Genomic DNA, 12,876 nt, shown 5'->3' with positions numbered 1-12,876 from the left:
TGCAAGTCGGTATGTTTTCAGGTTCAGGGTTTACAAATTATAATAATACCCTTTTTACAGTCTGGGCCGGGCCGAATGATTTTTTCCAGGGCAGTATGGATCCCATTTCATCGGTTGATAACATCATAGGTGCTGTTCAAGCCCTGGATGGTTTTGGAGCACAACATATCCTTGTTCCAAACATGCCGGATCTGGGTATCACTCCTGGTGCATACCTTCTATCGCCAACTGAGAGAGCCGGTTTAACGGCATTAACGAATGGATTTAACTTTTACCTCCATCAAGCGCTTGCGGCTTCAGGTGTCAGTGCCACTATTTTTGAAATGGATGTTCAGCAAATCATGTATGACATGATGGGAGAATTTGGCAATGTAACTGATAACTGCTATCTTGAGAACGGATTCTATGCCTGGGGGCTTGCCGGAGATTACATGTTCTGGGATGATGTCCATCCCACCACAAAAGCCCACATGATACTAGCTGAGTATGCGACTGATGCCGTTCCGGTTCCGGCTGCCATATGGCTGCTGGGTTCCGGTCTGCTTTTCCTCGTGGGGATCAAAAGAAAAACACATTAACACTTTTTGTTTTATTTTCAATTAGAAGCTGAAAAGCACTGCACAAGCTGCAGTGCTTTTTTTATTTTGACAATCGTGTTGGATCAGGTATAACAGTCCAGAGGTTTTTCATTATGGCGGTATTTGAATATAAGGCGTTAAACAGCAAAGGAAAAAAAGTATCCGGCATCCTTGATGCTGAAAGTACTTCTGCTGCAAAATCTAAATTACGACAGCAAAATATTTTTCCTACCTTGCTCAATAAAATTGAGTCCGACTCGACCGCCAAAGAAAAAAAAACACCCTCTTTTTTCAGTGGATTCACACTGTTTTCAAAAGTCAGCTCGTCTGAACTGTCCATGATTATAAGACAGATGTCCACTCTTTTGTCTGCCGGATTTCCCCTGGTTAAGGCTGTGAGCACACTGATTCCCCAGACCCGGTCAAAAACCATGCAAAGAGTGCTTTCAAGAGTGAAAGACGCCATTGAAGAAGGCAGCAGCTTTGCCAAAGCCCTGGCACTCTATCCCAATGTGTTTTCACCTATTTTTATTAATATGGTAAATGCCGGAGAGTCTTCGGGAACCCTGGAAATTGTTCTGGAACGGCTTGCGGATTTTACCGAGAATAAAGAAGATTCAAAAAAGAAAATCCAGGCATCGCTCGCCTATCCGGTTTTAATGTCCTTTATCGGATTCGGTGTTTTGATCATCCTTTTAACCTATGTTGTACCGGGAATCGTTAATATTTTCTCGGACATGAACCACACATTGCCTTTACCCACCATTATTCTTATTTCCGTCAGTTCTTTTTTCAAGTCCTATTGGTGGGGGATTGTTCTGGCACCTTTTCTCTTTTTATTCCTCATTTTCCTGATACGAAAAACTCAAAAAGGCGGCTATTTTATTGATAATTTGTTAATCTCGCTGCCCATCATCGGAACCCTTTTGAAAAAAAACATTGCAGCACGGTTTACAAGGACTCTCGGATCTTTGCTGGATAATGGCGTCCCCATGTTGACAGCTCTGGATATCACCAAAAGTATTGCAGGAAACATGGTGATATATGAACTTATCTCTAAAGCCTGTGAAACGGTTGAACAGGGAGGAGAACTGGGTGAAGTTCTTGCCCAAAGCACTGCTTTTCCATACCTTGCATCGCAAATGATTAAAATCGGAGAAACCAGCGGCCAGATGGAAAAAATGCTGGAAAAAACAGCTGATCTATTTGAAAAAGATGTTCAAACTGCTGTCACCGCCGCCACTGCTTTGATTGAACCGCTTATCATTCTTGTAATGGGTGTTGTGGTGGGCGGTATTATTCTTGCCATCTGTCTGCCGATTTTTGAAATAAATCAGCTCATTCAATAAAGCTTAAAACTTATAATTAAATGATAATTCATACCCTTTTCTTTCCAAATCAAACTTTGAACTAATGGAAAAATCCTGATTCAGGATCTTGATTGTCTGAGCTCGATTATATTTGTGTGCAGAGGAGATGGAACCATAAATATTGCCGGTATAAAAACCTGTTTCCACAAATCCGATCACACCGGCCAGAGCCTTGTTATCATGATCATAGGCCTCATAGGCAGCAAAAATCAGACCGGCATTCAATAAGAATGTGACCAATGCATCATGATATCTTTCGCAATACAGAAACCCGCCACCCGGAATAATGGCAAAAAGTCCCGCAGCCCCGGGATTCTTTTTGGGCGCATCCTCTACTTTAATAATCAAATCAAGATACTGATCTGAATTGTATTGATTTGCACCTGACCTGGATATTTTTGATAAATATTCTCGGGCAAGAATCAGAGAGTCAGGTTCGCCGTTCCTGGCTTCTGTCAGATGGATTTTTGCAAGGTTAAAATAAATCCTGTCTTTTGTTTCCCTGTCTTCAACCAGCTTAAGATAATTTTGCAGGACAATTTGAGCATATCCGTTATTCCCCAGGTTCATAAATGCCCTGCTCTGGAAAAAACAGGCTTCTTTTGTAAAATCGTTTTCTTTGCCGTTTATGATAATCTCATTAAACACCCGGGCTGCATCATGGTATTTTTTTAAATTAAACAAACAAATCCCGATATTAAATTCTACCTGGTCTTTGTGTTCATAGTCAGGGAAAAAATGAATCAACCTTTTAAACTCAACCATGGCAGTTTCATAGTCTTTTTCATTAAAAAGCTTTTGGGCGTACTCATACTGCATGCCTGACGTGATAATTAATTGTTTTTCCTGTGCAAAACTATTTTGATTCAGAATGATGATCAATATCAGAATATATGAATATCGAAAATTCATTCTTTTTTTTCTTTTTTAAACCACCAGAAATCATTAGCCCCCACAGGGTCATAAATTAATTCCTGATGATTCACAATGACCTTCATTGAAATATTGGATTCATCCCTTCCACAGCGGACAAGCCTGTCACAGGTCATGATCCAGCCTATTACCGGCCCATGCTTTTTAAAGACCCGGGATGCATATCTTGAACATGAAGGATACATTGAACATCTGTTTCCATCCACCACTGATATATGTTCCTGGTAAAATCTGAATAAAAAATTCTGATCCTGAGCAAATAGCGTTTCACAAAAAAAGAAAATAAAAAAGATAGTAAAAATTAATATAATCTTATTCCTGGGTAACACGAAGGACCTCTCTTATGGATGTGATCCCCTTGAGTACTTTTGACATGCCATCCTGACGAAGTGTTATCATCTCTGATCTTAAGGCGGCATCCTTTATCCGGTTGGAATCAGATGTTTCCAGGACAAGACTTTTTAATGTATCATCCATGACCATGATTTCAAAAATAGCTTCCCTGCCCGAATACCCGGTGTTAAAACACTTTGAACACCCTTTGGGCTCATACACATATTCCCCGATGTATTTTTCACCGGCACCATTCAGGGACTTGATATGAGATGGGGCAAGCCTGTATTCCTGTTTGCAATTATTACAAAGAACTCTTACCAGGCGCTGGGCAATCACTGTTTTTACAGAAGAAGATATAAGATAGGGTTCAACACCCAGTTCCGCAAGTCTTGTAATAGCACCTGCTGAATCATTGGTATGCAGTGTTGAAAAAACAAGGTGGCCGGTAAGGGCAGATTGAATAGCAATTTCTGCTGTTTCAAGATCCCTTATTTCCCCGATAAGTATAATATCCGGGTCCTGCCTGACAATGGACCGTAATCCTCTTGCAAAAGTGACCCCGGTTTTTGCATTCACCTGGATCTGACCAATTCCCTTGAGCTTATACTCCACAGGGTCCTCAATGGTGATAATATTTTTATCAGAAGAGTTGATTTGTGAAAGTGCTGCATAAAGCGTTGTTGTTTTTCCGCTTCCTGTGGGGCCTGTAACAAGGACGATGCCATTGTTCTGGCGAATAATTTTACCTATCAGCTTATAATTTTCACTGGAAAGCCCAAATTCTGAAAACTCGAGTAAATATCCGGATTTATTCAGCAGTCTCATGACCAGACGCTCGCCATAGGATGTGGGAACAGTAGAGATACGAATATCAATTTCCTGATCCCCGATTCTTACCTGTGCCCTTCCATCCTGGGGAACTCTTTTTTCGGCAATATCCATCTTTGCCATAACCTTGATTCTCGATATCAAGGAAGCCTGTACCCCCTTGGGTGGATTGAGCATTTCATAAAGAAGGCCATCTATCCTGTATCTGACCATTAGAACGTCCTGGAACGGTTCGATATGGATATCGCTTGCCCCTGCTTTAACAGCCTGGGATATCATATGATTCACCAGCCTGATGACCGGAGCATCACTTGTATCGTCAAGCAAATCTGCCGTATGATTAAAATCATCAATATTTGTAAATCCATTGTCTTCCATATCCTCAACAAGTTGTTGAGCGCTTTCTCCGGATCGGTCGTACAAGGCATTAATTGCTGACAAAATCTGACCTTTTGGGGCAAGCACCAGTGAATACTCATCAAGCTCAAGAAGTGCTGCAACATCATCGACCTGGCTGAGATCCGATGGATCATTGACAGCAATGATGGAGCGGCTTCCCTCTTTTACCAGGGGTGCGATACAAAAATTTTTCAAAAACTGTCTTGAAATCATTGATGTCCAGTCATCCCTGACATTTTCCATGACAAGCGTTTCTTTAAAAGGAATTAAGTAAAGTAGACTTAAGGTATCAAGGACTTCATTTTCCAGGACAAGCTTTGTTTCAATAGTGGTTTCAATCAGCCTGTATCGGTCTTTAGCATAGGCACTTCTAATCTTTTCACTATTTTCCTTTGAAAGAGAAGCCTTTTTTTCAATTATATGTATAAATTCATCAATCATTGAGTTTTTTTTAATCCGTCATTTTTGTTTTATCTTCTTTTTTTTTGCCTAATTTATTGATTTTCTCGTATAAAAAAACCTCTCCCTTTTTAACGTTGTCAATGTTTTTCTTTTTTTCCTTATAAATTTCATCAGCTTCAAGGGAATTTTTAATGACCCTGGGTGTTAAAAAAACATAGAGGTTTGTTTTATCTATCCCCTCTGATATATTTTTAAAAGCCCAGCCCAGACCCGGAATATTACCAAGACAGGGAGTCTTATATTCAGTTTTTGTCAACGCCTCATCAATAAGCCCCCCTATGACAACACTGTTGCCATCTTCCACAATAATGGTTGTTTCGATTTGCCGTTTAAAGGTTGTCGGCCGGTCCGGACTTGTCTGATTCACGGTATCAAGCTTTGTCAGCTCCTGGTATACATTCAGCCTTACCAGTCGATCCTTACTGATCTGGGGAGTAATTTTAAGGCTGATCCCCACATCTTTATATTCAAAGGAACTATAGGTTTCAGCACCTGAATCTGCGGCTGATCGTGTTTGAAAAGGAACGTTCTTACCCACTGTAATGGAAGCTTCCTCATTTTCAGTGGTTAAGATTTGCGGATTGGCAAGAATGTTAACGTCCTTATCACTTTGAAATGCCTGTATCACCGCCTGGATATTTGGGAAGGTCATACCACCGATACTAAAAGTCTTACCCAGAACCCCCACAGAGAATCCTTTGGGAAATGATCCTGATCCGATAAGCCCGCCAAGGTTTGCATACCCGCTGTCCCCTGTGCCGCCAAATCCACCGAAAGCGACTTTATTCTCACTGTCAAAATCCACGCCGGTTTTCCACTCTGTCCCTACGTTCAGACCCCGGGTCACATTTACTTCCATAATAAGACATTCGATATAAACCATTGCCCTGGGGATATCCAGTTTGCTGATCACTTCTTCCAGTACCGGGTAATCCTCTTTGTCCGCCATGATGATGAGACTATTGGTGGCTTTGTCTGCCATAATTTTCACTTTGGTAGATAAAATCGGTGCTCTTTTCTGGCCGGGGACTGCTTTTTTATTATCCTTTGTGGGGATCTCCAGCAATACTTTTACAAGATTCTCAGCAGATGCATGCTCAAGATAATATACACGGATCTTTTCCTCGCCTTTGGGGACTTCCTGATCCAATATGGCTATCAGCTGCTTAACCCTGTCGGTTTCCACCTTGCTTGCCAGAATAATGATGGAGTTTATCCTTTCATCAGCCACAAACTTTACAACGAGATCTGTATTCAGTTTCCCTTTTGTCCCTTTTATCCGGGCAGAAAAGATCGAAGAAAGGTTTTGAACCATTTTTTTTACATCTGCAAATTTAACAGGAATCACTGATATCTTTTTTCCAATACTCTGTACATCAATAACTTCTACAATTTTTAAAAGCCTGTTAATGCTTGAAAGTGTCGCTGTTACAATCAGCATGTTGGTATCGCGGTACGAAAGGACAACGCTCCCCTTGGGAACCAGAGGGGTAAATAAATTTTTCAATTCATCCGATCTTGCATATTCAAGGGGAATCAATCTTGTTACAATTCTATCTTTAAGGGTTTCCGGCCGTGCCGGGCCGGTTGCAATTTTTGTATCAATATTATCCGCCTTTGCTTTAGGCGTGGGAATTATTTTTATTACTTTTCCTGACTCAACCGTGGAGAATCCATTGATTTCAAGTACTGATTCAAAAACTTTGTAGGCATCTTTAACCGATATTTTCGTCGGGGATATGATGGTGACATTCCCTTTGACCCTGCTGTCCACAACAAAATTTTTACCTGTCAGCTTGCTTATAAATTTAATAAATACATTAATATCAACATTATTAAAATCAATTGATACATACTTGGAATCAGCTTTGGCTTGTTCTGAAGGCTCTGCAGCAAAACCGTCATAAGGAAAAATCAGAAAGGCTGTACAAAAAATATACAAAATAAAAATTGGCAATACCAACCTTCTGCTATAAAACATTATCATTCATCTCCTTTATTTTTCAATGACTAGCTACCCTTGGCTTGATAAACCAGCTCTTTTATCTTCCCGCGCCTGAGCAAAGTAACCCTGGCAGTGTCTGCCTCTTTAATTTCGCTAAAAAGACTTGAAGCATCCTCGGCTGATACAATGGGCGTTCCATTAATATCTTTTATAATATCACCATTTCTTAAACCCATCTGCCTGAATACAGAATTGGGCCTTATCCCATAGACCATGAGCCCATCCGACTCACCCTCTGTAAAATGCGGTCTGAATTTAATCTGTCTCATCAAGGCACTGATATTGTCCGGTGAATCATCAATCAATGCTTTATTAATGGATATTGGGTTAATTTTCATTTTTTCTGCAGGACTTCTGGATTTTGAAACTTTTTTATCATCTGTTTCCATTTCAAGTACCTGGTCTTTACCCTGATAACTAAGAATGATTTCATGCCTTAAAATTTTTTTGATTTTTGCTCCCTGGATTGAATCCCCAACTTCATATAAGGACTGCTGGCGTACTTTTTTATCTTCAATCACGGCATAGACTTCAGACTCCCCTGTCACCGTTCCCCATAAAACCAGCTTCAGAGTTGTTGCCTCAAGTTTTTCAGGCTCTTGATCCCCTGTTTCCTGGTTTTCGACAGGTTCTTCTTTTTTTTCAATTTCAACCTTAAAAAGATTTCTTGTCACAATGATATCGTATTGATTCTTGGTGAGAACAGGTTTTGCCTGTTGGGGGCTGATGTTTTTTGACAGGGTGCCGGCAGAATACTTTTCAAGTGCTGTAAAACCTTCAGGCATTAGATTTTTATACATATAATCAACACAAAAATATGCAATACCGGCAATCAGGAGCAGGTATATTATGACAAATAAGTATTTCATATCCCTATTTTTGGATTCTTCAACGTCCCATTAATATTAAATTTTATTCCATCTTTTGAAATATTTTTTACCTTTGCTTTTAATGCTGCCATGTTTACAAATTTTGCCAGATAAGGAGAATCCGGCAGGATTGCCCCTGTAAGATTCAGCCGGCTTTCTTGTACAGGAAAAACAATGTCGATATTTCCTTTAAGCTTTACATTAATACTTGGCCCTTTAGCCGTACACTGTATCAGAGTTACAGCTTTCAATTGCTGTGTGAATTCAAGCTCAATATCTGAAAAATCAATTACAGGCAAATTCAGTGTATTAAACAGGGATTGATTCATTTTTGCAGAAAAATTACGAATATGAATCAATCCCTGTCTTGAATCTCTTTTATCCGCAGCCTCAATTTGTTTGTATTCGCCACTCAGTTCACAATTTAAAGCAATATCTGCAAGACCTGTCTTATACCTGAAATCTCTTATTTTTACTCCGGACATGAAAAATTCAGGTTCTGAAAACAAAAATGGATTGGTGCTGTCCAGGCGCAGGCTGCCTTTGACAGAGCCCTGGTATAAATCCGAATGAATTCTTATGTGTTTCTCTTCGTTAAATATGAAAAATATATCTAAAAACACATCAAAGGAGTACAGTATAATTTGTGTGTTCCGGCCAAGCAACAGCTTTGTATTTTCAAACTTTAGTTTAAAAGGAAAACCAGGGCGAACATTATCAATGGTCAATACTATAGTTGAATCCGGATCTGTTAATGAACGAGACAGGGTTGCAGCAACCTCTTTTTGGGGAAATAAGAGAAAAGCAAAAACAATAAATGCTGCCATAAAAAAGAGGATATAAAGCAAAATAGGTTTTAGCTTCATATTATGCCTTGTCCTTTTGCATTAGAGTTTGAGTTTCAATAACCGCATCAAGTTTTACTTTTTCTTTTCCTGCCTTTGATAATGACAGGGAAGTGATGGTAACACCATTTTTCGAGGATTCAATATGATAAAGAAAATCAACCAGGTCTTTTAGATACACTTCCTTGAGTTTGACCTTAACTGTTGCAAGTGTATACAAAGATTTCTCAAGTTTTTTTGTAAATGGCTTCATATATGCCACATTCTCTTTTACACCGCTTTGCTGCGCCTGATAATCCAAAAAAGAAAACAGGGAAAAATCCTTTTTCCTATTTGTTAAAACATGGGTTTTTGAATCAAAATTATTTGAAACAACCAGAAACTGCTGCTGAAGCTTAACCATTTCTTCAAGAGCGACCTGCTTTTCATTTAATATTCGCTTGAGGGTATCCCTTTTCTCAAAAACAGGGGAAATCCCAAGCTGGAAACCAAAAAACAGCACTATAAAGGTAATCCCGAATATTAAAACACTTTTTTCACGTTTAGAAAAATCAAACATTATAATCTTTTCACATTTCAATAATAAATTTAAAGTTTACTCTATCCCCTCTTTTATCAGCTGCCGCACTGCTTATGCTGACCTTTTCAAACAAATCTGATGATTCTATTTTGCTTTTAATATTGTCCACATTATTAAAGTTATCTGTTGACCCTGATAATACCAACCGCCCATTATTGAATAAAAACCTTGAGATCTCCACATCTATTGAAGAAGCAATTCTTTTAGAAAGTTCGCTTATGATGTCCACTATTTTAACATTTTTATTTTTGATGAATTGATCTTTATCCCCTGCTGCACCGGATTTTTTAATTGCCGCCCGGGCATTTGCTTTCATCTGAAGATAAGGGTCCTGGATCTTTTTTTTATCTGGAAAAGTTGCCATAAAAATGGAACGTGCATTGTTATCAATGGCAGCAATTTTTTTTCCCAGCTTTGAGTTATCAAAGCTTGTCGTTAACATCAATAAAGCAAGACCACATAATAAAAGGGCAACGCCGGCTGCAATATTGGAAAAATATGTCTTTAAAAACGAACTTGTGCCATACTTTCCTTTACAGAAATTAAATTGATATTTCACGGTTTTATCCGGTGAAATACTTAGCAATAATGCATTGGAATTTATGTTTTCCTTTGTCAGTGCCTTTTGAAGGCCTTGCTCAACAGATCTTAGCCTGGGTTGGTATTCCAATGTCTTTTCCAGGACATTATAAATACTTTCTATATTTGGAGTGTCTTTATCAGAGCTGATGAAAATATCAAACGAAATGTCAGTTCCTGTTCTTTGATTAAATCCAATGATTGTCTGTTGGACGGATATGGCAAGTTCTTCAGGGGAACTAAGGGAAGGTAAAAAAGTGCGCACAGCACAGGGTTTTCGGTTGTTCACCATCACTAAGGTATTTGCCGAATCTCTAATATCAAGAAAAATAAATGTTGAAATATCTTTATGCTCTTTTAAAAATTCAACGGCAGCAGCATATCCCCCGGGAGCAATAATCAAAGGTTTAATGCCGAAACTGCCAAGTTTTGAAAAATATTTTTCAACCTGCGATTCAACAATGGAGGCACTTAAAATCAAATTTGATTCACCTGAAGTATCCAGCATATGAAAATCTGAAATATAGGTTCCATTGACCGCCGGCAACAGAGTTTCAAGTTCAAATGGCAGAACCTGCTTTACTTTTTTTTCTGAATCAAAGGGAAGCTCTAAGCTTCTGAAACAAACCAAAAGCGGCGACACAAAGATGACGGCTGTAGAACATATTTCCAGATCAAGCTGCTGGGCAACCCTATCCATGCCGGCATCAAAAGGGTCTATGTTTTCTTCTGAGTCAGGCAGGTCTTCAAACAGGATATGGCAATCCCCTTTGATAAAAGTCTGTTTATAGTTTTGCTCAACAATCATGGCTTTTATGCCCAAATTATCAAGCTCAAGATGCAAAAAAGACCCTGCCATCAATTATTTCCTTTTTTAAAAATATCACTTGAGTCGGTAATAGTGCAATCAAACCGCGTTCCTTTTCAGACAGTTCTATAACCTTTTCATATCATCCCTTGTCAAGTGACATACAAAATCATCCTTTTCTATACCTATTAATAACCAGAAAAGCAAGATTTATGCCGGGCATTAAGAATCTTCCAACACTATTGATTATCCATATTAAATAATAAAAAGGCCTTCATTAAGATTGTGAAAAAAAGTTCCTAATTTTAGGAACTTTTTTTCACAATATGTAATTTTTGTTCTAGAAAAAAACTACCCAAAAAAACCATAAATACTGCTATTCAAGGCGTATCATTCAGCAAACAAATGGCACATAATTTGCTTCTTATACTATGGATGATATGCAAAACTATTAAAACCGGTCAGGTATATTTTAAGGGGGAGATATGGATTTGAAAAAAGGATTTTATAGAATTATTGCTAAGGTCCTTGTCTGGGTCATGATCGTTCAGGGCATACCCTTCTGGCAGCTGTCGCAGGTCTATACTTTTGAATTCAACCCGGACAGACTTGTAAGAGCAGTTAATTTTCTGACATCTGCCCTTTTGTCTCCTTCCAATGCCCATGCAGGCGTTCCTCCTGACTTGAATGATTATACAACCAACAAAATTCCGAATAACTTTATCGATATTTCAAGCACCGGAGCCGAGCTGGCCCTTTCCGATGAAGGTGGTATCTCAGGTGTTCCCATCGGGTTTAACTTCAGGTTTTACAACACCATTTTTACTGAAATAACAATTACTTCCAACGGATACTTAAGTTTTTCCTCCATCATCAGCCCTGATAATACTCTGATCCCGTCCACAGATGTCCCCAATGCCTTGATTGCCCCTTTCTGGGATGATCTCAACCCGGAATTAAATCCTTCTTCCGGTATCTTTTTTGAAACCAAAGGAACAGCACCGAACAGGCGCTTTATTGTTGAATACAAAGATGTACCCTTGAAATCAGATCCGGATTCAAGACTTACCTTTCAAGTGGTTCTTTTTGAAGAAAACAATGAAATCCAGTATCATTATCTTTCCATGATCGATGGCAGCGGCCTGACCATATCCCCCCTGGTGACCGGAAACTCTGCAACGGTCGGAATAGAGAATATAGCCGGAGACAAAGGCAATGAAGCTGTTTTTAATCAGGCCGACAGCTTGTCTTCGGGCTCGGCATTCAGTTTCACCCTTGCAGGAACAGCATTTGAAACCGGCAGATTCCTTGGTGATCTCAATAATGACGGCCAGGTGAATATCCAGGACCAGTATGTCCTTACAAAAACGATGATTGAAACCAGGCAAACCCAAGAATCCCTTGACCTTGTCCTGGCGGATATTTCTCCGGTACCAGCCGTTGACGGAGGGCCTTTCGGGGACCAAACTATTGATGCAGATGATCATTCCAGAATTTTTGAAGCAGTCATGGCTCGGGAGATCCTTAATCCGACGCTGTCCATATCCTCTTATTATATTGCTTCGGCAAGTGAAACCCTCACTCTTTTCGGCTCCGGGTTTGACCTTTCAGCCGGTAACAACTCCATTATTTTCAAGGGAACTGACGGTACAGAGACAATCGTCTCCGGAGAATCAGTCAATGCAGAAGCCAGCGAACTGACCGTGACCATCCCGTCCGGTCTTCTATTCCCTTTATCCGTCAGGGCAGACCGCGGCTCCATGATGAGCAACTCCCTGCTCTTTTTGCTCCAGGGCGTTCCTCTGATCACCCGTATCACACCTGATAATGGTGAAGAAGGCGATACCATAACCATACGGGGATATGAATTCGGCGCATTACCCGGGGACAATATTGTCCTGTTTAACGGGGTCTCTGCTGTTGTTCAGAGTGTCACCGATACCAGCCTCATTGATACCCTTATTGTTACAATTCCAACCGGGGCATCAACCGGATCTTTAACTGTGACCGTTGCAAGCCAGCCCAGCAATGAAGTGGCATTTATTTATGACGGTGCCCCCATTGTTGCCATTTCATCACCCGCAGAGGACGATGAGATCGGCGGACAAATGGATGTGATCGGAACTGCATCCGACCTGGGTCTTGTCAGCTACAGTCTTGAACTCGGTGTGGTCAACCCTGACTATTCGGTTGATTATTCAACCATTGCATCCGGTACGGAAAGTATTATTGACGGTATTCTTGGTACCATTGATGCCACTTTGATGATAAACGGATTTTACCG

Annotated in this window: 11 protein-coding genes; 3 read left to right on the top strand and 8 right to left on the bottom strand. The window is 39.9% G+C overall.

The genetic code is table 11. The features are described 5' to 3' along the window. Both K8S13_RS01285 and gspF read left to right on the top strand, forming a co-directional pair. On the top strand, positions 1 to 578 hold a 578-nt coding region (locus K8S13_RS01285), incomplete at its 5' end, for an SGNH/GDSL hydrolase family protein (RefSeq protein WP_291459831.1). 113 nt (positions 579 to 691) lie between these two features. Then, positions 692 to 1,927: a type II secretion system inner membrane protein GspF gene (gspF, locus tag K8S13_RS01280; RefSeq protein ID WP_291459829.1), complete on the top strand. Its 1,236-nt coding sequence runs from the start codon at positions 692 to 694 to the stop codon at positions 1,925 to 1,927. Positions 1,928 to 1,930: 3 nt separating this feature from the next. On the opposite strand, the gene K8S13_RS01275 is transcribed toward gspF, so the two are convergent. From K8S13_RS01275 to K8S13_RS01240, 8 genes are read right to left on the bottom strand one after another with little or no spacing between them, the layout of a single operon-like run. Beyond that, positions 1,931 to 2,860, bottom strand: a complete 930-nt coding sequence (locus K8S13_RS01275) for a hypothetical protein (RefSeq protein ID WP_291459828.1) — start codon at positions 2,858 to 2,860, stop codon at positions 1,931 to 1,933. Then, positions 2,857 to 3,210, bottom strand: a complete 354-nt coding sequence (gene yidD / locus K8S13_RS01270) for a membrane protein insertion efficiency factor YidD (protein WP_291459827.1) — start codon at positions 3,208 to 3,210, stop codon at positions 2,857 to 2,859. Before yidD ends, K8S13_RS01275 begins: the two co-directional genes overlap by 4 nt. After that, the gene (gene gspE, locus K8S13_RS01265) at positions 3,194 to 4,885 is read right to left on the bottom strand and encodes a type II secretion system ATPase GspE (RefSeq protein WP_291459826.1); all 1,692 of its coding nucleotides are present in this window, start codon (positions 4,883 to 4,885) and stop codon (positions 3,194 to 3,196) included. Before gspE ends, yidD begins: the two co-directional genes overlap by 17 nt. A 10-nt stretch (positions 4,886 to 4,895) precedes the next feature. Then, complete coding sequence (gene gspD / locus K8S13_RS01260; protein ID WP_291459825.1) at positions 4,896 to 6,887, bottom strand: type II secretion system secretin GspD; 1,992 nt, start codon at positions 6,885 to 6,887, stop codon at positions 4,896 to 4,898. A gap of 29 nt (positions 6,888 to 6,916) precedes the next feature. Then, positions 6,917 to 7,780, bottom strand: coding sequence for a type II secretion system protein GspC (gspC, locus tag K8S13_RS01255; RefSeq protein WP_291459823.1), 864 nt, complete (start codon positions 7,778 to 7,780; stop codon positions 6,917 to 6,919). Beyond that, positions 7,777 to 8,646, bottom strand: a complete 870-nt coding sequence (gspN, locus tag K8S13_RS01250) for a type II secretion system protein GspN (RefSeq protein ID WP_291459821.1) — start codon at positions 8,644 to 8,646, stop codon at positions 7,777 to 7,779. Before gspN ends, gspC begins: the two co-directional genes overlap by 4 nt. A gap of 1 nt (position 8,647) precedes the next feature. Beyond that, entirely contained in the window at positions 8,648 to 9,184 is a 537-nt protein-coding gene (locus K8S13_RS01245) for a general secretion pathway protein GspM (RefSeq protein WP_291459820.1), read from the bottom strand. Positions 9,185 to 9,194: 10 nt separating this feature from the next. Beyond that, on the bottom strand, positions 9,195 to 10,643 hold the full coding sequence (locus tag K8S13_RS01240) for a hypothetical protein (RefSeq protein ID WP_291459819.1): 1,449 nt from the start codon (positions 10,641 to 10,643) through the stop codon (positions 9,195 to 9,197). A gap of 434 nt (positions 10,644 to 11,077) precedes the next feature. Here K8S13_RS01240 and K8S13_RS01235 point away from each other — a divergent pair. Next, positions 11,078 to 12,876: IPT/TIG domain-containing protein (locus K8S13_RS01235; protein WP_291459818.1), on the top strand; the 1,799-nt coding region annotated here is incomplete at its 3' end.

The organism is Desulfobacula sp., assembly GCF_021107415.1.
The sequence above is the reverse complement of the archived record's forward strand: the minus strand, read 5'-3'. Positions and strand labels throughout refer to the sequence as shown.

Bases quoted from the DNA above. Each gene is read 5' to 3' on its own strand.
- gspF (WP_291459829.1), top strand. From the start codon at position 692: ATGGCGGTATTTGAATATAAGGCGTTAAACAGCAAAGGAAAAAAAGTA.
- gspD (WP_291459825.1), bottom strand. From the start codon at position 6,887: ATGTTTTATAGCAGAAGGTTGGTATTGCCAATTTTTATTTTGTATATT.
- K8S13_RS01245 (WP_291459820.1), bottom strand. From the start codon at position 9,184: ATGTTTGATTTTTCTAAACGTGAAAAAAGTGTTTTAATATTCGGGATT.
- K8S13_RS01275 (WP_291459828.1), bottom strand. From the start codon at position 2,860: ATGAATTTTCGATATTCATATATTCTGATATTGATCATCATTCTGAAT.
- gspE (WP_291459826.1), bottom strand. From the start codon at position 4,885: ATGATTGATGAATTTATACATATAATTGAAAAAAAGGCTTCTCTTTCA.
- gspN (WP_291459821.1), bottom strand. From the start codon at position 8,646: ATGAAGCTAAAACCTATTTTGCTTTATATCCTCTTTTTTATGGCAGCA.
- gspC (WP_291459823.1), bottom strand. From the start codon at position 7,780: ATGAAATACTTATTTGTCATAATATACCTGCTCCTGATTGCCGGTATT.
- K8S13_RS01240 (WP_291459819.1), bottom strand. From the start codon at position 10,643: ATGGCAGGGTCTTTTTTGCATCTTGAGCTTGATAATTTGGGCATAAAA.